19 protein-coding genes and 1 other RNA gene are annotated in these 23,069 nt (G+C 71.7%); 7 read left to right on the top strand and 13 right to left on the bottom strand.

Features of this window, described 5'->3' with window-relative positions; all coding sequences use genetic code 11:
• The first annotated feature begins 9 nt into the window (after nucleotides 1-9).
• Both PINTE_RS09455 and PINTE_RS09450 read left to right on the top strand, forming a co-directional pair.
• On the top strand, nucleotides 10-1,308 hold the full coding sequence (locus PINTE_RS09455) for a nicotinate phosphoribosyltransferase (RefSeq protein WP_084343423.1): 1,299 nt from the start codon (nucleotides 10-12) through the stop codon (nucleotides 1,306-1,308).
• Nucleotides 1,309-1,363: 55 nt separating this feature from the next.
• A complete protein-coding gene (locus tag PINTE_RS09450) occupies nucleotides 1,364-1,984 on the top strand; it encodes an isochorismatase family protein (RefSeq protein WP_068429229.1) in 621 nt (206 codons plus the stop codon).
• 116 nt (nucleotides 1,985-2,100) lie between these two features.
• Here PINTE_RS09450 and PINTE_RS09445 read toward each other — a convergent pair whose 3' ends face one another.
• The 4 genes from PINTE_RS09445 to PINTE_RS09430 form a co-directional block, all read right to left on the bottom strand.
• Entirely contained in the window at nucleotides 2,101-3,387 is a 1,287-nt protein-coding gene (locus PINTE_RS09445) for an acetyl-CoA hydrolase/transferase family protein (protein ID WP_245642883.1), read from the bottom strand.
• Nucleotides 3,388-3,516: 129 nt separating this feature from the next.
• A complete protein-coding gene (locus PINTE_RS09440; protein WP_068429222.1) occupies nucleotides 3,517-4,440 on the bottom strand; it encodes an RDD family protein in 924 nt (307 codons plus the stop codon).
• A 42-nt stretch (nucleotides 4,441-4,482) separates the two neighbouring features.
• Nucleotides 4,483-6,234: a DEAD/DEAH box helicase gene (locus tag PINTE_RS09435; RefSeq protein WP_068429220.1), complete on the bottom strand. Its 1,752-nt coding sequence runs from the start codon at nucleotides 6,232-6,234 to the stop codon at nucleotides 4,483-4,485.
• Nucleotides 6,235-6,292: 58 nt separating this feature from the next.
• Nucleotides 6,293-7,912 (bottom strand): alpha/beta hydrolase, encoded by a 1,620-nt coding sequence (locus tag PINTE_RS09430; protein WP_068429217.1) that lies wholly within the window; start codon nucleotides 7,910-7,912, stop codon nucleotides 6,293-6,295.
• Here PINTE_RS09430 and PINTE_RS22660 point away from each other — a divergent pair.
• The gene (locus PINTE_RS22660) at nucleotides 7,896-8,117 is read left to right on the top strand and encodes a hypothetical protein (RefSeq protein WP_157087156.1); all 222 of its coding nucleotides are present in this window, start codon (nucleotides 7,896-7,898) and stop codon (nucleotides 8,115-8,117) included. The genes PINTE_RS09430 and PINTE_RS22660 overlap by 17 nt on opposite strands.
• Before the next feature lie 252 nt (nucleotides 8,118-8,369).
• On the opposite strand, the gene PINTE_RS09425 is transcribed toward PINTE_RS22660, so the two are convergent.
• Nucleotides 8,370-8,636, bottom strand: a complete 267-nt coding sequence (locus PINTE_RS09425; protein WP_068429213.1) for a DUF3039 domain-containing protein — start codon at nucleotides 8,634-8,636, stop codon at nucleotides 8,370-8,372.
• Nucleotides 8,637-8,857: 221 nt separating this feature from the next.
• Here PINTE_RS09425 and PINTE_RS09420 point away from each other — a divergent pair, with 221 nt between their 5' ends.
• Nucleotides 8,858-9,634, top strand: coding sequence for a polysaccharide deacetylase family protein (locus tag PINTE_RS09420; RefSeq protein WP_068429209.1), 777 nt, complete (start codon nucleotides 8,858-8,860; stop codon nucleotides 9,632-9,634).
• 25 nt (nucleotides 9,635-9,659) lie between these two features.
• On the opposite strand, the gene PINTE_RS09415 is transcribed toward PINTE_RS09420, so the two are convergent.
• Nucleotides 9,660-11,657, bottom strand: a complete 1,998-nt coding sequence (locus PINTE_RS09415; protein ID WP_068429206.1) for a BCCT family transporter — start codon at nucleotides 11,655-11,657, stop codon at nucleotides 9,660-9,662.
• Between the two features lie 139 nt (nucleotides 11,658-11,796).
• On the opposite strand from PINTE_RS09415, the gene PINTE_RS09410 reads away from it, so the two are divergent.
• Nucleotides 11,797-12,363, top strand: coding sequence for a YqgE/AlgH family protein (locus tag PINTE_RS09410; protein WP_068429201.1), 567 nt, complete (start codon nucleotides 11,797-11,799; stop codon nucleotides 12,361-12,363).
• 182 nt (nucleotides 12,364-12,545) lie between these two features.
• Here PINTE_RS09410 and PINTE_RS21880 read toward each other — a convergent pair whose 3' ends face one another.
• Nucleotides 12,546-14,789, bottom strand: a complete 2,244-nt coding sequence (locus tag PINTE_RS21880) for a DEAD/DEAH box helicase (protein ID WP_084343422.1) — start codon at nucleotides 14,787-14,789, stop codon at nucleotides 12,546-12,548.
• Nucleotides 14,790-15,078: 289 nt separating this feature from the next.
• Between PINTE_RS21880 and trxA the strand changes: the two genes are divergently transcribed.
• Entirely contained in the window at nucleotides 15,079-15,543 is a 465-nt protein-coding gene (gene trxA / locus PINTE_RS09400) for a thioredoxin (protein WP_068429198.1), read from the top strand.
• Nucleotides 15,544-15,839: 296 nt separating this feature from the next.
• Here the strand turns inward: trxA and ssrA are convergent.
• The 5 genes from ssrA to PINTE_RS09375 all read right to left on the bottom strand — a co-directional run bounded on the left by ssrA (nucleotide 15,840) and on the right by PINTE_RS09375 (nucleotide 20,277).
• Nucleotides 15,840-16,206: a transfer-messenger RNA gene (gene ssrA, locus PINTE_RS09395) on the bottom strand.
• Nucleotides 16,207-16,409: 203 nt separating this feature from the next.
• Nucleotides 16,410-16,832, bottom strand: coding sequence for a pyridoxamine 5'-phosphate oxidase family protein (locus tag PINTE_RS09390; protein ID WP_174524004.1), 423 nt, complete (start codon nucleotides 16,830-16,832; stop codon nucleotides 16,410-16,412).
• Between the two features lie 126 nt (nucleotides 16,833-16,958).
• Nucleotides 16,959-19,130: a DUF2207 domain-containing protein gene (locus PINTE_RS09385; RefSeq protein WP_068429195.1), complete on the bottom strand. Its 2,172-nt coding sequence runs from the start codon at nucleotides 19,128-19,130 to the stop codon at nucleotides 16,959-16,961.
• A gap of 3 nt (nucleotides 19,131-19,133) precedes the next feature.
• The gene (smpB, locus tag PINTE_RS09380) at nucleotides 19,134-19,604 is read right to left on the bottom strand and encodes an SsrA-binding protein SmpB (protein ID WP_068429192.1); all 471 of its coding nucleotides are present in this window, start codon (nucleotides 19,602-19,604) and stop codon (nucleotides 19,134-19,136) included.
• Between the two features lie 118 nt (nucleotides 19,605-19,722).
• Nucleotides 19,723-20,277 carry a M23 family metallopeptidase gene (locus tag PINTE_RS09375; protein WP_068429189.1) on the bottom strand — a complete coding sequence of 185 codons (555 nt, stop codon included), beginning with the start codon at nucleotides 20,275-20,277 and terminating at the stop codon, nucleotides 19,723-19,725.
• Between the two features lie 255 nt (nucleotides 20,278-20,532).
• On the opposite strand from PINTE_RS09375, the gene PINTE_RS09370 reads away from it, so the two are divergent.
• Entirely contained in the window at nucleotides 20,533-21,933 is a 1,401-nt protein-coding gene (locus PINTE_RS09370) for an L-serine ammonia-lyase (protein ID WP_068429186.1), read from the top strand.
• Between the two features lie 6 nt (nucleotides 21,934-21,939).
• Here the strand turns inward: PINTE_RS09370 and ftsX are convergent, their stop codons facing one another.
• Nucleotides 21,940-22,848 carry a permease-like cell division protein FtsX gene (ftsX, locus tag PINTE_RS09365; RefSeq protein ID WP_068429183.1) on the bottom strand — a complete coding sequence of 303 codons (909 nt, stop codon included), beginning with the start codon at nucleotides 22,846-22,848 and terminating at the stop codon, nucleotides 21,940-21,942.
• Nucleotides 22,849-23,069 lie beyond the last annotated feature (221 nt).

Here is a 23,069-nt window from a genome sequence, read left to right as displayed (position 1 = left end):
GCTGCCCCTGTGACGAGCACAGCCCTGCTGACCGACCACTACGAGCTGACGATGGTGCAGGCCGCCCTCCATAGCGGCGCGGGCCACCGACGCAGTGTGTTCGAGTTGTTCGGGCGACGCCTGCCGGACGGGCGCCGCTACGGCGTGGTCGCCGGCACCGGCCGATTCCTGCGCGCGCTCGCCGATTTCCGGTTCGGCCCGGCCGAGATCGACGACCTCGCGGCCCGCAAGGTCGTCGACGACGCGACGCTGGACTTCCTGCGCGACTACCGCTTCACCGGCGACATCTACGGCTACGCCGAGGGCGAGATGTACTTTCCGTACTCGCCGCTGCTCGTGGTCGAGGGCAGCTTCGCGGAGGCGGTCGTGCTCGAGACCCTCGCGCTGTCGATCTACAACCACGACTGCGCGGTGGCGTCGGCGGCCTCCCGCATGGTCATGGCCGCCGGCGACCGGCCGTGCATCGAGATGGGCTCGCGGCGCACCCACGAGTGGGCCGCGGTCGGCGCCGCCCGGGCCGCCTACATCACGGGTTTCGCGACGACGAGCAACCTGGAGGCGGGCCGCACCTACGACATCCCGACCGCCGGCACCAGCGCGCACTCGTTCACGCTGCTGCACGACGACGAGGAGTCCGCGTTCCGCGCGCAGATCGAGAGCCTGGGTCGCAACACGACCCTGCTCGTCGACACCTACGACGTCACCCGCGCCGTCGAGCTGGCCGTGCGGCTGGCGGGCACCGACCTCGGCGCGGTGCGGCTGGACTCCGGCGACCTCGTCGCCCAGGCCCACGAGGTGCGGGCCCAGCTCGACCGGCTCGGCGCGACGAACACGAAGATCGTCGTCACCTCCGACCTCGACGAGTACGCGATCGCCGCGCTCGCCGCCGCCCCGGTCGACCGGTACGGCGTCGGGACGTCGCTGGTCACCGGCTCCGGGTACCCGACCGCCAGCCTGGTCTACAAGATCGTCTCGCGCGCCGACGACTCCGGGCGGTTGGTCGACGTCGCGAAGAAGAGCAAGGACAAGGCCTCCGTCGGCGGGCGCAAGTTCGCGCTGCGGCGCCTCGACGAGAACGGGGTCGCGGAGGCCGAGGTGGTCGGCATCGGGGAGCGCCCGACCGGCGACGACAACGATCGCGAATTGCTCGTGCAGTTGGTCAGCGGCGGTGAGATCATCGTCGACACCGGCGTCGAGGCGGCCCGGGCGCACCACGCCGCCGCGCTCGCCGAACTGCCCGTCAAGGCGACCCGGCTGTCCAAGGGTGAGCCGGTCATCCCGACTCTGTTCGTCGACGACGCGCCGTAGGGCCCCGGCGTCGACGACCGGGCCCGCCTGAGCACCGCAGGAAGGACCTCCCGACATGAGCACTCGCGCCCTGATCGTCGTCGACGTGCAGAACGACTTCTGCGAGGGAGGCTCGCTGGCCGTGACCGGCGGGGCCCTCGTCGCGCAGCGCGTCGCCGACCACATCGCCGCCCACCACCAGGAGTACGCGGCGGTCGTCGCGACCGCCGACTGGCACATCGACCCGGGCAGCCATTTCTCCGATCACCCCGACTACATCGACTCCTGGCCGGTGCACTGCGTGGCCGGCAGCGACGGCGCCGACTTCCACCCCGGCCTGCAGCCGGCGCTCCCCCACATCGAGGCGGTCTTCCGCAAGGGTGAGTTCTCCGCCGCCTACAGCGGATTCGAGGGCGCCACGACCGAGGGCGAGGAGACCGGGGAGCCGCACGCCCCGCACGAGGGGCGCGTCGGGCTGCGCGACTGGCTGGCCGACGCGGGCGTCGACGAGGTCGACGTCGTGGGCATCGCCACCGACCACTGCGTGCGCGCGACCGCCCTGGACGCCGTGGCGGCCGGGCTGCACACGCGCGTGCTGCTCGACATGACGGCCGGCGTCGCCCCCGAGTCGACGACCAAGGCCCTCGCTCAGCTGCGCTCCGCCGGCGCCGAACTCGCCGGCCGCCTCCCCGACTGACGACGCTCCCGAACGACGCTGAGAACTGCGGTTCGTGGTCGGAACTGCGGTCCGGACTGCAGTTCTCACCACGACACGCAGTTCTCAGCGTCGTTGGTGGTGGGTGCTCCTCAGCCTCAGACGAGGCCGAGGGCCACGGCCTCCTCCCACAGCTCCTCGCGGATGCGCGGGTGGGCGGCGAACTCGATGAGGTGCGCGGCCTGGGTGCGCTCGTCGAAGCCCTGCATCTCGGCGACGCCGTTCTCGGTGACGACCGCGGTGTGCTGGAAGCTCGTCACCGGCTCGTCGAGCAGCGGCACGATCGTCGAGGTGTCAGCCTTGGGGTGCCAGGAGCGCAGCGCCATGATCGCCTGGCCGCCGGGGGCGTGCATGGCGCCGACCGTGAAGTCGGTCTGCCCGCCGAAGCCGGAGTGGATGCGCGAGCGGATCCGCGAGGCGTTGGCCTGGTCGAGCAGGTCGACCTGCAGCGCGGTGTTGATGCTGGTCATGCCGGGGTTCTTGCTGATGTTGGCCGGCGCGTTGGTCTTCTCCGTGCGCAGCACCCGCACCCGGTCGTTGCAGTGCACCCAGTCGTTGAGGGTCGTCGAGCCGTGCACGAACGAACTGACGAGCATGCGGTCGGGGTCGAGCGCGCCGGCGTCGTCGAGGGCGAGCACGCCGTCGGCGAGCATCTCGGTCCAGATGCCCAGGCCCTTCTTCTTCAGCAGCCCCGCGAGCGTGGCGTCCGGGATCTCGCCGATGCCCATCTGCAGGGTCGCGCCGTCGGAGATCCGGTCGGAGACCATGGCGCCGATGACGCGCGCCGACTCGGCCCGGTCGATGCCCTTGCTCGGAGCCGGTGCGGCCGGCTTGTGCGTGGCCTGCGCGGCCAACTCCGGGGGCGCCCCGTGCGGCCCGAACGGCTCGTCGACCTCGATGATCCCGTCGAGCTCCTCGACGGCGATCTCACCGTCTCCGTAGGAGTACGGCATGGCCTTGTTGGCCTGGGCGATGACGATTCCGCCGTTCGCGCGGGCCGATTCGATGGCCGCGGGCAGGATGTTGACCTCGATGCCGAGGGAGACCTTGCCGTCGATCGGCAGCGACGTGTGGATCAGCACGACGTCGACCGGGAGGCGGCGCTTGAACAGCAGCGGCACCTGGGAGAGCCGGCACGGGTAGTACGCGAGGCGCGGGCTGCGTCGCACTCCGGCGCCCACGAACGCCGACTCCAGCACGACGCCGGTGCGGTCCGGCACCCCGACGGGCGCGTTGAGCATGTGCATGCGGTACGTCGGCAGGATCGCGTCGACGGCGCGCAGCAGGCTCCAGGGCACCGCCCCGTTACCGCTGACGACGACCCGCAGATCCTTACGTGACGTGTCGAGGACCGAGGACAGGGATTCGAACGTTGTGATGGCCACGGAACCACCTTGCCGCATGAGGCCGCGGCGTAGTCGGGACGGTGGTCCCCAGCTGGCCCTCACGCGGGTTTCGGGCCCGATTCGTGCGCATGCCACGACTCCCATGACAGCCGCGGCCGGTCGGACGGGTCAGAAACCGCTGTTCTGTCCGGATTGCCCGGGCTGCCCGGGCTGTCGCGGGTGCCCCGGGCGCAGCGGCCCGGCGCGCACGACCTCGGTGCCGGCAGCCTTGTCGTGCAGCGACTGCCGACCGCGGTCGCCGAGCGGCCACAGGTAGTCGACGATCTGGAAGATCCCGGCGATCGTCGACAGCAGCATCACCCCGCCGAAGAGGTTCGAGACGTTCTTGATGACCGACCGGCGCAGCCCGGTCGCCATCGGCACCGTCTCCTCACGACCGACGGGCCGCACCCGGATGCCGGTGAGGCGCCGGCCGGGCGTGACCCCGGAGCGCGACAGCAGGTAGGCGTCGAGCAGCAGGTAGACGACGGTCTGCACGAGACTGATCATCGCGATGTCGCCGACCAGCTGCTCCGGGGGTTGGGGCGCCACCGTCGCCCCGTTGGCCGCCGCCTCCATGGCCTGCTGCCAGTAGGCGTTGAGCTGATCGGAGGAGGCCGCGATCCGCGGCAGCGCGAACGGCAGGCACAGGAAGCCGACGAGCACCCAGTCGACGATGAGCGCGCCGACCCGGCGCCACCATCCCGACAGCGGCATGCCGTCGTCGGCGGCGCGCCCGACGCCGCGCCCGGCGCCGAACGCCGGCCGGCTCCCGGGTCCGCCCGGTGCGCCTGAACCCGACCCGAAGCCCGGGCCCGATCCGAAGCCCGGGAAACCGGCGTGGCCGCGCCGACCCTCCTCGGGGTCCTGCCGGCCCTGCTGGGCCTGGTAGGCGGACCACTGCTGGGGCGAGTCGCCTGCGGCCGGCTCGTTGACGACGCCGTAGGAGGGCCGCTTGTTCGCGACGTGCTCGGTCCACACGACGCCGTCCCAGTACCGCAGGAGGTCGTCGTCGTTCGGGTCGTCGTACCAGCCGGACGGGCGCTGCTCCATGCGGTGAATCCTCTCAGACCGCGGGCGCGGCCCGCGACGTCGTCATCGCCGGCCGACGAGCCAGAGCCGGATCGCGTCGATGCGCGCGCCGACCTGTTCGGTGCTGGCCTGGTCGAGGTTGGGTCCGCCGCAGTGCCGGCGCAGGTCGCTGTGCACGACGGCGTGCGGGGCGCCGCTCTTGCGGGCGTAGGCGGAGACGAGCTTGTTGAGTTCCTTGCGCTGCGCGGCCAGCGCCCGGTGCGCGGAGACCTGCGGGTCCTGGGGCGCCCCGCCGCGGCGGGAGTGCTCGTGCTGGCGGGCCCGCAGCACGTGCGCGACCTGATCGGGCTCCAGCAGGCCGGGCAGCCCGAGGTACTCCTGTTCCTCGTCGGAGCCGGAGGCGGCGGTGAGCCCGAACTGCTCGGCGTCGAAGAGCACGTGGTCGAACTCGGCCTCCGACTCCAGGGCCTGGAAGGTCGTCTCGTCGGCGTCGGGGGTGGTGCGCTCTCGATTGGCCTCCTCGAGCAGCGCCTCCTCCTCGGCCCACAGCTCCTCGGCGTCCTGGGCGGCCTTGGGGCGGTCGAGGGCGTGGTCGCGCTCGTCCTCCAACGCCGAGGCGTGCGCGAGGATCGTCGGCACGCTCGGCAGGAAGACCGACGCGGTCTCGCCGCGTTTGCGGGCCCGGACGAACCGGCCGACGGCCTGGGCGAAGAACAGCGGAGTGGAGGTGGAGGTGGCGTACACGCCGACGCACAGCCGGGGCACGTCGACGCCCTCGGAGACCATTCGCACGGCGACCATCCAGCGCTGGTCGCCGGCGGCGAACTCCTCGATGCGCCGGCTCGCGCCGGCGTCGTCGGAGAGCACGACGGTGGGAGCCTGACCGGTCAGCTCCCGCAGGATCTTGGCGTACGCGCGGGCGTTGGCCTGGTCGGAGGCGATGACCAGTCCCCCGGCGTCCTCGACGTGCCGGCGCACCTGGGTCAGGCGCTTGTCGGCGGCGGCGAGCACCGAGGGGATCCACTCCCCGCGCGGGTCGAGGGCGGTGCGCCAGGCCTGGGCGATGACGTCCTTGGTGGCGGGTTCGCCGAGGCGGGCGGCGATCTCGTCGCCGGCGCGGGTGCGCCAGCGCATCGCGCCGCCGTAGGCGAGAAACAGCACCGGCCGCACGACGCCGTCCTCGAGGGCCTGGGCGTAGCCGTAGGTGTAGTCGCTGGCGCTGCGCCGGATGCCGTCGGCGTCTTCGGCGTAGGTGACGAACGGGATGGGGTTGGTGTCGGAGCGGAACGGGGTTCCGGTCAGCGCGAGCCGGCGGGTGGCCGGCTCGAACGCCTCCCGGATCGCCTCACCCCACGACAGGGCGTCACCGCCGTGGTGGATCTCGTCGAGGATGACCAGGGTGCGGGCGTTCTCGGTGCGGGAGCGGTGCAGCAGCGGCTTGCTCGCGACCCCCGCGTACGTGACGGCGACCCCGTCGAAGTCGCGGGCGTGCCGCCCGACGGTGTTGGTGAAGCCGGGGTCGATGTTGATGCCGACGCGCGCCGCCGCCTCCGCCCACTGGGTCTTCAGGTGCTCGGTGGGCGCGACGATCGTCACCCGCTGCACGATCCGCGCCTGCAGCAGCTCGGCGGCCACCCGCAGCGCGAAGGTCGTCTTGCCGGCGCCGGGGGTCGCGACAGCGAGGAAGTCGCGTGGGGACCGCTCCAGGTAGCTCTCCAGCGCGGCGGCCTGCCAGGCCCGCAGCTTGCCCGCGGTGCCCCAGGCGGCGCGTTCGGGAAACGAGGGGGACAGGTTCTCCGCGGCCGAGGTACTCATAGCGCCGAGCAGACTAACCCCTGCCGATGTCCGCCGATCGCAGGCTCTCCGACGGCGGTCAGTGCAGCGAGGTGAACAGCGGGTGGTCCTGCGCGCACTCCTGGTCGGTGGCGGGCAGGTCGCCGGAGATCAGGTAGTCGGTACGCACGCCGGTCGCGCACCCGGAGGTGTCGAGCACCCCGTGGCCCCAGCCGGGCACGGTGACGATCCGGGAGTCCGGGCGCAGCTCGCGCATGACGCGGGCGCCCGCGTAGCCGGTGGCCGGATCGTGGGTGGTGTTGACGATGAGCATGCCGCCGGGGTTCGTCGTCGTGAACGGCCCGCGGTAGGCACCGGTGGACGGGAACGGCCACTGCGCACACACCGACGACTCCCACGTCCACAGCGCGCCGAAGCCGGGCGCGACACGGTCGGCGACGGCCGCGGCCCGCGGCCAGGCCTGCGGGTCCTTGGGCTGCACGCCGTCGCTGCACGCGACGCCCGTGAACGCGGCGTAGTACTCCGGGGTCGGCGCCTCCTCCTCCTCCGGTGCCGGCGGGTCGTAGGCGATCCGGGTGCGCCGGTTGCGCTCGTCGCGGGCGACGACCTTGCGGTAGGCGGTCAGCGCCGCGTTCACCCGCGGGTCCGTCACCGGAGGCGGTTCCACGGCCCCGGGCTTGCCGGCGGCCAGCTCGTTGAAGCCGCGGATCATCGTCAGCACGTCGGGCACGCCCTCGTAGTCGTACAGCCCGGCGTTGACCATCGCGATCACCATGTCGTAGCTGATCGAGAAGTCCTCGGCCAACGTGATCGGACCGCGCTTCAGGGACGCCTGCAACTGCGCCCAGTCGGCGCGGATCGTCGCGTGCTCGGCGCAGCCGCCGGGCCCGACCCGCTCGCATTCGGCGATCGCCGCGAGCAGCGCCTCGTGCCCCGAGACGTGCGAGTTGACGCGGGTGGTCGACGGCGTCGTGGCCGACTCCCCGCGGCCGGTCGTCCACGCGATCGGGTCGAGCGTGCCGTCGAGCACCATCGTGCGCACCCGAGTCGGGAACAGTTGGCTGTAGGTCGCGCCGAGTTGCGTGCCGTACGACACGCCGTAGTAGTTGATCTGCTGTTCGCCCAGAGCGGCGCGCACGGCGTCGATGTCGCGGGCCGAGTCGCCGGTCGACATGTGCCGCAGCACCTGCGTGCCGGTGGCCTTGCGGCAGAGCGCGACGTTGTACGCGTCGTTCGCCAGCTGGGCCCGCACCTGCGCGGCGGTGGTCGGGAAGATCCATTCCGACAGGTTCGGCATCGCCTGGCCGGGCTTGCCGGTGCACACCGCCGGCTGATCGTCGCCGGTGCCGCGCGGGTTGATGCCGATGATGTCGAAGCGGGAGCGCACGTCGCGGCCCACGATCTGCGCGAACATCGGCACGGTCTGGGCTGCTGCGGTGCCGGGGCCGCCGGGGTTCGTGACGAGCACCCCGAGGCGCCCGTCGGGGCCGGTGCCCTGCCGGTCGGCGGGCCGGCGCGTCACCGTGAGGTCGATCGTGCCCGCGGACGGGTCGGCGTAGTCCCGCGGCACCTTCAGCGTCGCGCACTGCATCGTGCCGCAGCGCGTCCACCGGATCGCGCTCGTGCGGTCGACGACGCTGCCCGGCACGCCCTTCTGCACCGCTGCCGGCACGCGCACGCCGGTGCTGTCGGCACTCACGTCGGCCGGGCTGCTGGGGCTGCTGGGGCTGCTGGGGCTGCTGGGGCTGCTGGGGCTGCTGGGGCTGCTCGGACTCGGGCCGGTCGGCGCACTGGAGCCGGCCGGGCTCGGAGCCGGGTCGCCGGGCGCCGCGGCCGCCGACGCTGCCGCGGGAACGACACTCGAGAGCCCCAGAGCCAGTGCGCTGACGACAGCAAGAGCATGACGAGACATCGCCGAAAAACCCCCGGAAGAGCAGCTGACGCGCGACCCCTGTGCGGCGCGACTAGCTTGTGCGCCAACACTATCCGCTATGTGCGAAAACTGAGAACTCGATCGCAGGAGCGTTGCGGCTTCGTGATCGGACAAAGGGGCCGCCGCCGAGAACGTCCCCGAGCACCCCGGGGCGCCCCGGGGCGCCCCGGGGGGTCCGAGCCGTCCAGACCGTCTCCTTTTCGGTCCTGTCGGTCCTTTCGGCCTACTCGCCACCGTCCTGCGGCGCGCGCAGACCCTCGTAGATCTCCTTGCACATGGGGCAGACCGGAAACCGGTTGGGGTCGCGGCCGGGCACCCACACCTTGCCGCACAGGGCGGTCACCGGCTCCCCCGAGACGGCGCTCTCGACGATCTTCTCCTTGCGCACGTAGTGGGCGAACCGCTCGTGGTCGCCGGAGTCGGTGCGGTAGTCGGTGTCGGTCTGGGTGTGCTCGAGCGTCGACGTCTGGGGCTGGGAGGTCGTCGTCATACCGGGATTATGCCCGCTCCCGCCCGAGCTCAGCACCCCCGCTGCGCCGGGCTCGCACCGGCTGGCGCCGCTCGCATGGGCTGGCGCCGCGCACGGGCTGGTGCCGCGCGCACGGGCTGCCGCCGCGCGCATGGGCGCGCACGGGCTCGCGGCGACTCCACACCGGCTCCGGTCGCCAACAGGCTTTGGGCCGAGCGCGCACCCGATGCGACCATGACCTCATGCCAGACAAGGCCACCCTGGTCCACTCCGCCAAGATCGCCGCGATGCGCGTGCTGGAGACCGCCCCCGACGCGATCGGCTCGGTCAGTTCCGTGCGCCCCGCCGCGGGCACGAGCCGTGTCGTCTTCACGTACGACGACGGACCGACCCCGGCGCGTACGCCGGCGGTGCTGCGGGCGCTGGCCGAGCACGGCGCGACCGCGACGTTCTTCGTGCTGATGACGAGCGTGCGGGCCAACCCCGGTCTGCTCGCCGAGGTGCTCGCGGCCGGGCACGAGGTGGGCCTGCACGGCGTCGACCACCGGCACCAGTCGACGTTGCCGCCGCGCATCGTCGAGGACAACCTGCGTCGCGGCAAGGCCGAGTTGGAGGAAGTGACCGGCCGCGAGGTGCGCTGGTTCCGGCCGCCGTACGGCGACCAGTCCCCCGGCACCTGGCGCGCGATCCGGCGCGCCGGCCTGCAGTCGGTCATCTGGAGCGCGACGAGCTGGGACTGGAACCGCGATGTCGACAACGACACTCGCGTGCGCACGGCCACGATGAGCTTGCGGTCGGGCACGGTCATCCTGCTGCACGACGGGCACGCAGGCGCCGCCGAGCTGGCCGACGACGGCCCGGAGCCCCTGCTCGACCGCTACGACCTGAGCAACCGGCTCCTGACGATCTGCGACGAGCGCGGGCTGGCCAGCCGCAGCCTGGGCGACGTGCTCGCCGAGGGCGGTTCGCTCGTCCTGCGCCCGCACTTCAACCTGCGCCCCCGGCTGCCGCACCTGTGAGACAGCCGAGGCCGGCGCGCTCACCTCACGGCCGGCGCCCGGACTCGGAGTTCGGGTCGTCCAGCGTGCGGCTGCCCTCTCGCGCAGTTACCGAACGCCCCGTCGGCGTGGCATGCCGGACCTCGTCGAGTTCGCTGTCGATGTACTGACCGGTCTCGTAGTCGTAGTCGATCGGCTGCCCGGACTCGTCGCGGCGCTGGTACCAGTCGGTGACCGCGGCGTCGTGGGAGTCGAACCCGGCACCGGCTCCGTTGCCGTCCTCGGCCTGGGAGACCTGCAGCGCGAAGGAGTCTCCGTAGCGCCGCACCCCGGCGCGCACCGACTGGTCGAGGGCGGACTGGCCGTAGCGCCAGCGGATGATCGCCGGGTCGGTACTGAGCTCTTTCCAGAAGGCGACCATCATGACGATCATCGCGATCGCGAACGGCAGCGCGGAGACGATGATGAGGTCCTGCATGCTCTCCAGCGCGCTCTCTCCCCCGATGAGCAGCATGACGACGGCGATCGACGACAGCATCAGACCCAGGGCGATGATCACCCGCCGAGTCGGCTCCGTGCGTCCGCGCTGGGCGAGGCTGCCCATGACGATGGAGGCGGAGTCGGCGCTCGTCACGAAGAAGACGGTGAGCATGACGAGCACGACGACCGACGTCACGGCCGGCGCCGGCAACGCCTGCAGCAGGATGAACAGCGAGTCCTGCGCGTTGGGAGCGCCCCCGACATCGGCGCGACCCGACTCCTGGTAGTACATCGAGGTGCCGCCGTAGATCGAGAACGAGACGAGGCACACCAGCGACGGGACGAGGATCACCGTGACGACGAACTCGCGCAGCGTGCGGCCGCGGGAGACCTTGGCGATGAAGATCCCGACGAACGGTGACCACGAGACCCACCACGCCCAGTAGAAGACCGGCCACGTGTTGACGAAGGCGGCCTGGGCGTCGCCGAAGCTGGCCGAGTACGCGAACAGGCTGGGCACCTCGCCGAGGTAGGCGGCGATGACCGACGGGATGAAGTTGATGAGGAACAGCGTCGGGCCCACGATCAGCACGAAGAACGCCATCGACAGGGCGAAGACCGTGTTGGTGTTCGACAGCCAGCGGATGCCGCGGGCCACGCCGCTGACCGCGGAGGCGATGAAGACGACGGTGAGCACGGTGACGATGCCGATGAGCACGACACGGTTGGCGATGTCGAGCCCGGTCGTCAGCTGCAGCCCGCGCCCGATCTGCAGAGCGCCGATGCCCAGCGAGGCGGCCGTGCCGAAGAGCGTGGCGATGATCGCGAAGATGTCGATCGTGCGCCCGACCCAGCCCTGCGTGCCGCGCGAACCGCCCAGCAGCGGCGCGAAGATCGAACTCATGAGGATCGTGCGGCCCCGGCGGTACGCGCCGTAGGCGACCGCGGCGCCGACCAGCGCGTACATCGCCCAGGCCTGCGGACCCCAGTGGAAGATCGTCTGCACGAGGGCCCGGTGCATCGCCTCCCGCGTCTCCGGCTCCACCGTGCCCGGCGGCGGCTCCAGGTAATACTGCATCGGCTCGAACGGGCCGAAGAACAACAGGCCGATGCCCATGCCCGCCGCGAACAGCATGGAGATCCACGAGAACCGGGAGAAATCCGGCTTCTCCCCGTCCAGGCCCAGCGGGATGTGCCCGAAGCGGGTGAAGCCGACGACGAGCATGAACAGCAGCACGATCGCGGCGAGCGCGTTGAACAGCCACCCGAAGTACGTCGTCACCCACTCCAGCGCCGCGCCTGAGGCGGTCTCCAGGGTCTGCGTCGACAGCACGCCCCACGCGAAGAAGCCGACGATCAGCACCGCGACGACACCGAAGACGACCTTGTCGGTGCGGTAGTTCTTGCGCTGGTCGTCGATGGAGACGCCGGGGATGAGAGCGGGGTGCACGCCGTGCGGGCAGTTGCCGGCCTGGCCCGCCTGCTGCAGCAGGCTGCGGGCGCGCTCCCGGCGGGTCGGTGGATCGGTCGGTGACGGATCGGGCTGCGGTGGGTGCGAACTCACCCGCCGCAAGCTAACGGCCCGGCGGAAGGACGGCCATTCGACGGGTCGACGCCCCAGGGCTGTGCGTCCGATATTCGAGACTGTCCGTGCCCAACGCGGTCGGCGGCATGTGCGTGCGCCGCATGCGCACAATGGAGGCGTGGACTTCCTGGCCGGGCGACTCCTCGTGGCGACCCCACGCACCGGCGGCGACATCTTTCGCCGCAGCGTCGTGTTGCTGCTGCACCACGACGAGGACGGCGCGCACGGCCTCGTGCTCAACAAGCCGATCGGCGCCCCGGTCGGGCGCGTGTTGCCGGCGTGGCACGAGCACGTCAGCGAACCGGCTCAGCTCTTCCAGGGCGGACCGGTCGGGCTCGACACCGCGCTCGGTCTCGTGACCGTGCCCGGAGGCAGCCACGAGACCGACAGCGAACCCCTGGGAATCCGGTTGCTGTTCGGCTCCGTCGGCGTCGTCGATCTCGACGTGCCGCCGGAGGTCGTCATGTCGGCCGTGGCCGGCATGCGCGTGTTCGCGGGCTATTCGGGGTGGAGCGGCGGGCAGTTGGAGAGCGAGATCGACGACGACGGCTGGTACGTCGTCGACCCCGAGGTGCACGACGTGTTCACGCAGCACCCCGAGGACCTGTGGCGCGAGGTGCTCCGCCGCCAGCCGGGCCGCCTCGCGTGGGTCGCCACCTACCCCGACGACCCCACCCAGAACTGACCGACCCCAGCCGCCTAATCGCACAGACTCCTGTGGAGTGACCACTCACGAGTGGACACTTTCGGCCCGCCGCACAACACCGCAGGTCAGCGGCCTGTGCCCGGAGCCGGAAACGCCGATTGTCCACTCGACGGGCGCCGAGTGGACAATCGGGAGGCGGCAGCGGCCGAGGCCCAGGCGGCTCAGCCGCGCTGCGGGCCGGGCCGGCGGTCGCGACGCGGGCCGGAGCCACCGGGCCGCCGGGGCCCGTACCCGGGCCGACGAACCCGCCGCGGCGGCTCGAGGAGACGGCGCAGCCGCTCCTCGGGGATCGGCACGCCGCTCGGCCGCTGGGCGCCGGTCGCGGCGAGGATCGTGTCGTCGCCGACGCGCACCCGCACCGGCTCGATGCCGAGGCCGGCGTCGGTGGCGATGCGCTGCATGAGCTTGCGCTGGTGCGGCAGGGCGAGCGTGACGACCGTGCCCTCCTCGCCGGCGCGGGCGGTGCGTCCGGCGCGGTGCAGGTAGTCCTTGTGGTCGGCCGGCGGGTCGACCTGCAGCACGACCGACACGTCGTCGACGTGGATGCCGCGCGCGGCGACGTCCGTGGCGACGAGCACGGGGATCTCCCCCGACTTGAAGGCCGCGAGCACCCGGTTGCGGGCGCCCTGGTTGAGGCCGCCGTGCAGCGCGGCCGCGAAGACGCCCTGCTCACGCAGCTGCAGCGCGACGCGGTCGGCGCCGAGCTTGGTGCGCACGAAGACGACCGTGCGTCCGGTGCGGTTGGCGACGTCGGCGGTGATGAGCTTCTTGTGCTGCGGCTCGACGAGCAGGATGTGGTGCGCCATCGTCGTCACCGCGGCCTGCGCCTCGTCGGTCGAGTGGGTCACCGGGTCGACGAGGTAGCGCTCGACGAGCCCGTCGATGCCCTTGTCGAGGGTCGCGGAGAACAGCAGCCGCTGGCCACCGGCCGGCACCTGGTCGAGCAGCTCGGTGATCGCCTCCAGAAAGCCCATGTCGGCCATGTGGTCGGCCTCGTCCAGGACGACGATCTCGACGCCGCCGAGGTCGGCGGCGCCGCGCTCGACGAGGTCGGACAGCCGGCCCGGGGTGGCGATGAGCACGTCGACGCCCCGCTCGAGGGCCTCGAACTGCGGCGGGTACGGCATGCCGCCCGCGACCAGCTTGTGTCGCAGACCTAGCACATGCACGAGCGGCTGCAGCGCGTCGCTGATCTGCATCGCGAGCTCGCGGGTGGGGCTGAGGATCACGGCGCGGGGACGCTTCGCGCCGGCGCGCTCGCCCTCCGCGAGCCGGGTCAGCAGCGGTAGCCCGAACGCCAGCGTCTTACCGGAGCCGGTCCGCCCACGACCGAGCACGTCGCGCCCGGCGAGGGCGTCCGGGATCGTCGCGGTCTGGATGGGGAAGGGCTCGACGATGCCGTCACGCGCCAGGCGCCGCACGAGACCGTCGGGCACGCCGAGCGCGGCGAACGCATTGTCGGCGCCCACCTCGACCGGCTCGACGACCGGGCGCTCCTGCTGCCGCAGCCGGGAGCCGGTGTGGTCGGGGCGGCGCTCGCCGTGACCGGCGTCGCGACGATCCTCGCGCGGGCCACGGAACCGGTCGCGCCGCTCGACGTCGCGCTGTTCGAACTCGCGGCGCTCGGCGCCTGCACTCTCACTGCCCTCGCTGCGGGTGTCGGCCTCCCGACGCTCCCAGCGCGCCCCACGCTCCCGGCTGCGGTCATCGAAGCGGTCCCGGTAGCCCCGGTTGTCGTGGTAACCGCGACTGTCTCGGTTGCCCCGGTAGTCCCGGTCTCCGCGGAAGTCACGTTCGTCGCGGTCACGCCGGCGATCGTGCCGGTCGTCGCGGTAGCCGTCGCGCTGGCTGGGGCGGTCGTCGCGGCTCCAGCGGCGGTTGTCACCGACGGCGCGCTCGCGTCGGTCGTCTCGACCGCGCCGGTCATAGCGCTCGTAGCGCTCGGCGTCGTCGCGACGCTCGAACCGGTCGCGCCCCTGGCTGCGGCCGTATCGCTCGGACCGATCCGACCGTCCGTACCGCTCGGCGCCCGCACCGCGCGAGTCGCGCCCGTCGCGCTGGGCGCGCTCGGCGCCGCGGCGCTCGTCGCGCCGGTAGCCCCCGCGCTCGTCCCGGCGGTACCGGTCATCGCGACCGAACCGCTCGTCCCGGCCGTACCGGTTCTCCCGGCGGTCGTCGCGTCGATCATCGCGTCGGTCGTCGCGCCCGTACCGGTCGGTGCGCTCGAAGCGCCGCTCGGACCCGCCGAAACGCGAGGCGCCGGAGCGCTCGTCGGACCGCGACTGGCGCGCGGGCCCCCGGGCGCCGGCGCGGACTCCGGACTTCTGTTGTGCTTTCTGGGCCGCGCTCCAGCGGGCCTTCTTGCCGGTGCCCCGCGCAGGGGCAGACGGACGGCGTGCAATCATGCTGCTACGTCTGCTTTCACTCGTTACTCGACAAGGCACGCTCTGACACCGATGACGATGTCCGTCGAGAACGAGCCTTCTGCGCCACCGGATGTGACGTCTGATGTCCCCCGCAGTGGGCTACCCCACGGCCGCTGTGCGACTCCGGGTGCCACGGCCTTCGATCACACGAGACCGACGCGGGCTGGAAGGGATGCTGTTGCGAATCAGCGATGCGACGACGCGACCGCTGCACGAACATTCTAGCAGCCCCGGGAACATGCGGCCGACGACCGCTGTTCGACAGGGCATGACCACAGTCGAACTGACCGAAGCGAACTTCGAGAGCGTCGTGCAGGGCAGCGACATCGTCCTCATCGATTTCTGGGCGTCCTGGTGCGGTCCGTGCCGCCAGTTCGCTCCCGTCTACGACGAGGCGTCGCAGCGCCACACCGACATCACCTTTGCCAAGGTCGACACGGAGGCCGAGCAGGGGCTGGCCGCGGCCGCGCAGATCACCTCGATCCCGACGATCATGGTGATCCGCCAGGGCATCCCGGTGTTCGCGCAGGCGGGCGCGCTGCCGGGCGAGGTGCTCGAGGACGTCATCACGCAGGCCCGCGCCCTCGACATGGACTCCGTGCGCGAGCAGGTCGCGCAGGCGCAGCAGCAGGCCCAGCAGGCCGGAGCCGGCGAGGGCCGCTCGTCCGGCAAGGGCGGCGGCACGGGCACCGCGGGCGTCGACTACCCCGACGAGAACGGCGCCATCGTCTGACCCAACGTCCCTGAGACCGACCGACCCAACACCCCTGGCTGAGGTCGGTCGCCCCCAACGTCCCTCAAAACTGCGTGTGCAGTCCGTGCCGCAGTTCTCACCGCGACACGCAGTTTTGAGCGAAGTCGGCGCTGCGCGCGGCCAGCGCTGCGCGCGCGGCCGGCGCTGTGAGCGAAGCCAGCGCAGCAACGGCAGCCAGCGCAGTAACCGCAGCCAGCACAACAAGGGCCGCCCGGATCGACCGGGCGGCCCTTTGCGTGTGCCGTGCTGTCGTGCTCGGGTGACCCACCGCGAAGTGGTGGAGGTGGCGGGAATCGAACCCGCGTCCGCTGATGCCGAACCAGGGCTTCTCCGGGTGCAGTGCGCTATGGCTTTTCTCGGCCCCGGCGCTCGCACGCACACGTCCGCCGACGGGCTCAGTCGAGTAAGAGTCCCGCGCCGTCCCCCGACATGACGACGCAGCAAGCTATCTAGCTGACGCCAGGATCTGAGCCGATAGCGAACTCAGGCTGACGGACTTCGAGGCTCGCTCAGGCGGCGAGGGCGAAGTCGGTGCGCTTGGAATCGGCACCTATTGGTTTACAGGGAGCGTTGACGAGATGACCCTGCATCCTCGACCCGCTTCCCCTGGAATGACGATCAACGTCGAAACCGATCACCCCCATGGGGGTGAATCACTCGAGCACTGTGCAGTTGTCAATCCCGGGCTCGGCCCGGGCACCGACGCCGACCGCGCGCGGCCGGACGTCTCAGGCTACAGGGGCAACCTCGGCCGGAGCCAACGCATTCCTGGCGGCACGCCGCGCCGCCCACGTGCCCGTGGGCTCGTGTGGGCTCGTAGGCGGCCGCCGACGCCAACGCCGAGATCAGCGCTCGGGGTCTTCTCCCAGTTGGAAGTTGCGGCCGGTGATCTGGTCGGCGGTGATCTCGATGTAGTGCACCTTGCGCGTGGGCACCCAGGTGCGCAGCGGCAGGTTCTCGGCGAACTCGTACTCGGCGGAGGTCTCGAGCTCGCGGGCGGTGCCGTGCAGGATCACGCTGGTCGCGCGCCCGTCGGCGACCTGGTCGGCCTCGAGGGCCACCCGGTCGTTGATCGTCAGGCCGAGCAGCTTGCTGCCCTCGGCGGTGCGGAAGTAGACCTTCTGGTCGGCGACCACGAAGTTGATCGGCACGATCTCGGGGTCACCGGCGACCGCGAACGCGAGCCGGCCCAGCCCCTGGGCACCGAGGAACTCCCAGGCCTCGTCGGTCGACAGGGTCTCGACGACGTCATCGTCATGCATGCTCATGCGCTCCTCTTCATCGTGGCCGGCGTGGATGATTTGCGCTCATCGAACTACGCCGCGGTGCCGGGCCGGTAGGTCCATGGTCCCGCACCCCGGCGTCCGATGTGTCGCAGCGCCGAAGACCGATCGCTACCAGGAGCCGCCGCCACCGCCGCCGAACCCGCCACCGCCGGAGAAGCCCCCGCCGCCGAAACCGCCACCGAAGCCGCTGTTGCCGCCGCCGAAGGCGCTGCCGCCGGACGTGCCCGGGGTCGCGGTGAACGTACCCGCCGCGACCGTCGAGAAGTCCTCCATGCCGCCAGCGATCGAGCCGAAGTCGACGAACCCGCCGTGCATGCCGTAGAAGACGTACCAGGTGGGCATGTCGATGACGTAGCCCTGCGCCGCCGCCGACTCGGCCACCTCGTTGAACACCTTCGCCCAGCGCTCGGCGCAGCCGAACACGATGGCGTACGGCAGGTAGCGGCTGAAGATCGACTGGGCCTCCTCGAAGCGGATCTGGTTGGCCTCGGCCGTCTCCAGGTACTGCTTGAACCCCAGCGTCTGCGCGTACACCGCGCTGCCCTGGGCCGTTCGGGCCGGCATGCGTCTGCCGAGCACAAAGACGAGGAGCGCGGCGAGCAGGATGCCCAGGCCGAGCGCGACGCCCGAGGGGATGCCGAACCCCAGGCCCGCGACGGCGTCGACGGAGGCCGAGGCCACGCCGCCGACGAAGAGCACGAGTCCGCCGACGACGGCCAGCAGCATCGCCAGCGCGGCCCACGTGCTGCGGGTGCGCTCCGGCGAACGGCGGTACCAATGCCGGTCGACGACCTCGCGGTACATCGACTTCTTCGCCAGGGCCAGCGTCGTCGCGAAGTGGTTGCGCAGGCTCGACAGGCGCACGACGTCGCGCCGGGCGAAGATCCCGTCGTAGACCTCCTGCTCGTAGCGCAGCAGCGGCTCGGCCGGAGCCGGGTCGGTGCGCCGCAGCTCCCAGTCCGACTTACTGCGCCGGCCCGTCTCGACCTCCTCGATCGTCAGGTAGCCACGCACGGCGAGGTCGACGACGGTGGCCGAGACGTCCCGGGTGTCGGCGGTCTCATCGACGATGACGCCGACGAGCCCGGGGGTGGCGCCGTCGGGCGGGTTGAACCGCACGGCGACCGGCCCACCTGAGCCCCGCACGACGTCACCCTCGGCGCCGTCGGCGGGCGCCACGCCCGGAGTCAGCCCGGCGTAGCGCTCGTCGCGGCCGCGACGGCGCACGAGCAACCCCATGAACAGCGCGGCGAGCGCGGGGATGAGGGCGGCGAGCGAGTAGCCGGCGATCGTCAGGCCGCGGGCGGCCGGTTCGGGCATCGTCTCGCCGACACCGCCTCCGGAGCGGGCATCGCCGTTGCGGAGGATCGGTTCGGCGTCGCTGACTGTGCCCTGCGGGTAGAAGCCCGCGATCGTCATGCCCTGGCCCTGGCCGAGGTTCGTCGCGGTGAAGGTGGCGGTGTCGCCGCCGGAGGCCTGGCAGTTCTGCGTGGTCGGCGAACCCTCGGCCGGAGCGGTCTGCTCGTGACCGGCCCAGCAGCCCACCTGCTGCGGCGCGTTCGGCGCGCGCACGGTGACCGTCGCCGAGTCGATCGGCACCTGCCAGTTGAACCCGACGGGGTTGACGTAGAGCTCCTGGTGGTCCTCGAAGGGGTTGAACGCGCCCTGCACGGTGTATTCGATGACGTAGGTCTGCCGTCCGCTGACGTAGGTGTCCGGGTCGCCGATCCGCACGCCGAAGCTCTGGCCCTCGTCGAAGGTCTCGTACTGGGTCGGGGCGCCCGTCGGGCTCTCGACGTTCTCAATCGACATGGGCCAGAGCCGGTAGCGGTCGTTCGTCTGGTCCACCGGCCGGCGGATCACCCAGTACGCGAAGATCCCGCGGCGCTGCGCGCCCTCGGGGAACTGGTAGGTGATCGTCTCGCGACCGTTGACCGTGCCGTCGGGCTGCACGTCGTAGTCGACGCGGTAGTCCAGCACCCGCTCGGTCGTCGTGGCGGTGTCACCCTGCAGCAGGTCGGTCGGACCGGGGTTGGGGGTCGCTCCCGGGGCGGCCGGCCCGCGCAGTTCGCCGACTCCCGGGCCGATCGCCGTGCCCGCCCAGGAGCCGGTTCGTGCGGCCCCGAACCCCGGTCCGGCGGCGACACCCGCACGACCGAACCCGGGCCCCGCCGGCGCGTCGACAGCGACGGCGGTCGCGGGCGGAGCGAGCAGGCCCAACAAACCCATAGAAAACAGCAGCGAGAACACCGCCGCGAACACACCGGGTCGGTTGTGCACGGCCTACCGCTCCATCCGCAGCGACATGGCGCGCTCGGCCTCGCGGCGGTCCTGCCGCTCGCGCAGCGCGTGACGCTTGTCGTACTCGCGCTTGCCCTTGGCGAGCGCCAGCTCGACCTTGGCGCGGCCGTCCTTGAAGTACAGGCTCAGCGGCACGAGGGTGTGGCCCGCCTCCCGGCTCTTGATGGCCAGCTTGTCGATCTCGTCGCGGTGCATGAGCAGCTTGCGCTTGCGGCGCGCGGAGTGGTTGGTCCACGTGCCCTGGCTGTACTCGGGGATGTGCACGCCCTCGAGCCAGGCCTCGCCGCGGTCGATCGTCGCGAACCCGTCGACGAGGCTCGCTCGACCGGCCCGCAGCGACTTCACCTCGGTGCCCCACAGCACGAGACCGGCCTCGACGGTGTCCTCGATGTGATAGTCGTGCCGCGCCTTACGGTTACGCGCGACCACGTTGGTGCCGCGTTCCTTGGCCATGCTTCCCCCTGCGGATCGAATGTCGCCTCACACGGTAACCGTGCGACGTCCGAAGACGCCGCACGGTTTCCGTGGAGCAAGCCCGACCCCCGACAGGCCGACAGATGCGGGTGCCGGTCTAGCGGAAGTAGCGCAGCGGGTTGACCGCCTTGCCGTAGCGGCGGGTCTCGAAGTGCAGGTGGCAGCCGGTGGCCAGGCCGGTCGCGCCGACCCGCCCGATGTACTGCCCGCGGCGCACGTACTGGCCGTAGCGCACCGAGATCCGCGACAGGTGGGCGTAGCGCGTCGACAGGGGGCCGCGGTGGTCGATCGCGACCATCTTGCCGTAGCCGCCGGCCCGCCTCGCGATGAACACCCGGCCGGAGGCCGCGGCGTACACCCGGCGACCGCACCGCGCGGCGTAGTCGATGCCGGCGTGCAGCCGGTACCGCTTGAGGATCGGGTGGAAGCGCACCCCGAAGCGGCTCGACACCCGGGCGTACACGGGTCGGAAGAGCGCCAGCGTCGGCACGTGCGTGGCCAGGTCGACGGCGTGCAGCGAGCCCGCCGGCACCGAGGTCGGCGCCAGCGCGACCGATTGGGTGACCACCGCCGTCGAGGGGTTGATGGCCGGAGCGGCCGAAGCCGTCGCGGCGCCGGCCGGAAGCGCGGCGCCGAATGTCGTCACGGCCACGGCGAGAGCGGTACTCAAGCTGGCCTGTCGTGTCAAAGAGCGAGGGTTGCCCATATCTGGAAGGTAGGCACAAGCCGCTGACCAGGCACTTCTCAAACGACTAAATTGACGATCAATTTACCCGCGGGAGGAGAATGGTCATTTTGAACGCTCGATGAATTGAACAGAAATTGCCTTAATTCTGCTCAGATTCTTCGCGTGGGGTGCTGCGGCGTGTGTCTTGCCGAGCCGGTGTTCGCGGGGGAAGATCGGGCGATGGCGCTCTCGGTGCTCGACCTGTTCTCCGTCGGAATCGGCCCCTCCTCCTCGCACACGGTGGGCCCCATGCGGGCCGGCCACCGGTTCGCCGTGGGGTTGCGACGCGACGAGTTGCTGGCGCGCGTGCATCGCGTCGAGGTCGGGTTGTTCGGGTCGCTGGGCGCCACCGGACGCGGCCACGGCTCCGACCGGGCCGTGCTGCTCGGTCTGGAGGGCGCCGAGCCGGAGACCGTCGACGTCGACCACGCCGCCGAGCGGGTCGAGTCGATCCGGCAGGCCGGGCAGTTGCGGCTGCTCGGCGAGCACCCGGTGCCGTTCGACGTCGAGAGCGACCTCGTGCTGCATCTGCGCAAGAGCCTGCCCGGGCACCCCAACGGCATGCGCTTCACCGCCTACGACGCGGCCGGCGAGGAGCTGCGTTCGCGGGAGTACTACTCGGTCGGAGGCGGATTCGTCGTCGACGGGCACGACGTCGAGGCCGACGAGCTGCCCGGCGAGGCGGTGCGGCTGCCGGCTCCGTTCGCCACCGCACCCGAGCTGCTCGAGGCGTGCCGCATCTCCGGGCGCTCGATCGCCGACCTCATGCTCGCCAACGAGGACGCCTTCCGCCCCCGCGAGCAGACCCGCGCTGAGCTACTGACGATCTGGCGGGTCATGCAGGAGTGCGTCGACCGCGGGTGCCATCGCGAGGACGACCAGTTGCCGGGCGGCCTGCAGGTGCGCCGGCGCGCCCCGGGGCTGCGCCGCTCGCTGCGCGAGCAGGAGGAGGCGGCGGCCCGTCTCCACGGCGACATCCGCGACCCGCTGTGGGCGATGGAGTGGGTGAACCTCTACGCGCTGGCGGTCAACGAGGAGAACGCCAGCGGGGGCCGGGTCGTCACGGCCCCGACCAACGGCGCCGCCGGGATCGTGCCGGCCGTGCTGCACTTCTACACGCGCTTCGTGCCCGGCGCCGACGACGACGGGGTGATCGAATTCCTGCTCACCGCGGGGGCGATCGGCATCATCTTCAAGCTCTGCGCCTCGATCTCCGGCGCGGAGGTCGGCTGCCAGGGCGAGGTGGGCTCGGCCTGTTCGATGGCTGCCGCCGGGTTGTGCGCCGTGCTCGGTGGCACGCCCGAACAGATCGAGAACGCCGCGGAGATCGGTATCGAGCACAACCTCGGCCTGACCTGCGACCCGGTCGGCGGGCTCGTGCAGGTGCCGTGCATCGAACGCAACGCGATCGCCTCGGTGAAGGCCATCAACGCGGCGCGGCTCGCGATGCAGGGCGACGGCAGTCACCGGGTGACCCTCGACCAGGCGATCCGCACGATGCGTCAGACGGGCGCCGACATGAAGGCCAAGTACAAGGAGACCTCGCGCGGCGGTCTCGCGGTCAACGTCATCGAGTGCTGAGTCGGCTCAGACGCGCACGTGCCGGGCCAGCGCGGTCCAGGAGGCGAGCGCGGTGAGGCCCAGCGCGACCGTCGCCATGATCGGCGAGACCGCCAGCACGTCGGCGGCGCCGACCCACGCGAAGTCGCGGAACCAGTCCCCCAGCGCCCGGAAGCCGTAGCTCGCGAGCAGCCACAGTGCACCGACCGCCAGGGCCGTGCCCGCGAGCGCGGCGAGGACGGTCTCGATGAGGAAGGGCAGCCGGATCGCGGCCTTCGAGGCGCCGACGATCCGTTTGATCCCCGTCTCCCGGCGCCGGCTCCAGGCGATCTGACGGATGGTCGTCGACACGAGCAGCATCGTGCACACGAGCATGACGCCGGCCAGGGCCCAGGCCGCGCGGCGCAGCAGTTCGAGGGCGCCGACGAGCGGTTCGAGCACCTCGCGACTGTCGCGCACGGTCGCGACGCCCGGCTGGCCGTCCAGCGCGGCCGAGACGACGGGATAGTCGGCGGGGTCGGCGAGCTTGACGCGGAACGCGGCCGGGATGGCCGCCTTCGGGGTCTGCGCGTACGTCGGGTTGTTGGCGAACTGCTCGCGGAACCGCGCGTACGCCTCGTCCTGGCTCTCGAACTCGTAGCCGGCGACGGTCAGCGCCATCGCGTCGAGCAGGGTGGCGACCTGCGCGCGCTGGGAGGCGGTGACCGCGCCGTCCGCGCACGAGGCCTCGGTGGAGCGCTGGGTGCACAGGAAGACCGAGACCTCGACCCGGTCGTACCAGTAGCCCTTCGCGGCCTCCACCTGGCGCCCGGCGAGCAGACCGAGACCGAGGAAGAACAGCGAGACCATCGTGACGATGATGATCGCGGTCGCCATCGAGGCGCTGCGGCGCAGGCCGGTGCCGACCTCGGCGAGCAGGAATCCGGGGCGCATCATGACCGCACCTTCGCGACGGCGGGACGGGGACGGCGTTCCGAGCCATTCGGGCCCGGTGTCGCGGGCTCGGGGTCGGGAGGCGGTGACTGGCCCGCGGCCCGCTCCGGGGCCTCGGCGGCGCGCTCCCGGCGCGAGCGTCGCTTGCGGGTGGGCCGGGTCGGTCGCGCGGTCGCCGTCGCCCCGGTTCGGCCTGCTCGGCGCCCGGCGGCAGCATCGCTCGC

It is taken from the genome of Piscicoccus intestinalis NBRC 104926, assembly GCF_001515525.1.
Classification (GTDB): Bacteria; Actinomycetota; Actinomycetes; order Actinomycetales; family Dermatophilaceae; genus Kineosphaera; species Kineosphaera intestinalis.
This window is presented reverse-complemented; position numbering and strand designations above follow the sequence as displayed.

Coding starts and splice junctions, on each gene's coding strand:
- smpB (WP_068429192.1), bottom strand. CDS start 19,604: ATGGCCAAGGAACGCGGCACCAACGTGGTCGCGCGTAACCGTAAGGCG.
- trxA (WP_068429198.1), top strand. CDS start 15,079: ATGACCACAGTCGAACTGACCGAAGCGAACTTCGAGAGCGTCGTGCAG.
- PINTE_RS09435 (WP_068429220.1), bottom strand. CDS start 6,234: ATGAGTACCTCGGCCGCGGAGAACCTGTCCCCCTCGTTTCCCGAACGC.
- PINTE_RS21880 (WP_084343422.1), bottom strand. CDS start 14,789: ATGATTGCACGCCGTCCGTCTGCCCCTGCGCGGGGCACCGGCAAGAAG.
- PINTE_RS09425 (WP_068429213.1), bottom strand. CDS start 8,636: ATGACGACGACCTCCCAGCCCCAGACGTCGACGCTCGAGCACACCCAG.
- ftsX (WP_068429183.1), bottom strand. CDS start 22,848: ATGATGCGCCCCGGATTCCTGCTCGCCGAGGTCGGCACCGGCCTGCGC.
- PINTE_RS09440 (WP_068429222.1), bottom strand. CDS start 4,440: ATGGAGCAGCGCCCGTCCGGCTGGTACGACGACCCGAACGACGACGAC.
- PINTE_RS09390 (WP_174524004.1), bottom strand. CDS start 16,832: ATGAGCATGCATGACGATGACGTCGTCGAGACCCTGTCGACCGACGAG.
- PINTE_RS09370 (WP_068429186.1), top strand. CDS start 20,533: ATGGCGCTCTCGGTGCTCGACCTGTTCTCCGTCGGAATCGGCCCCTCC.
- PINTE_RS09450 (WP_068429229.1), top strand. CDS start 1,364: ATGAGCACTCGCGCCCTGATCGTCGTCGACGTGCAGAACGACTTCTGC.
- PINTE_RS09420 (WP_068429209.1), top strand. CDS start 8,858: ATGCCAGACAAGGCCACCCTGGTCCACTCCGCCAAGATCGCCGCGATG.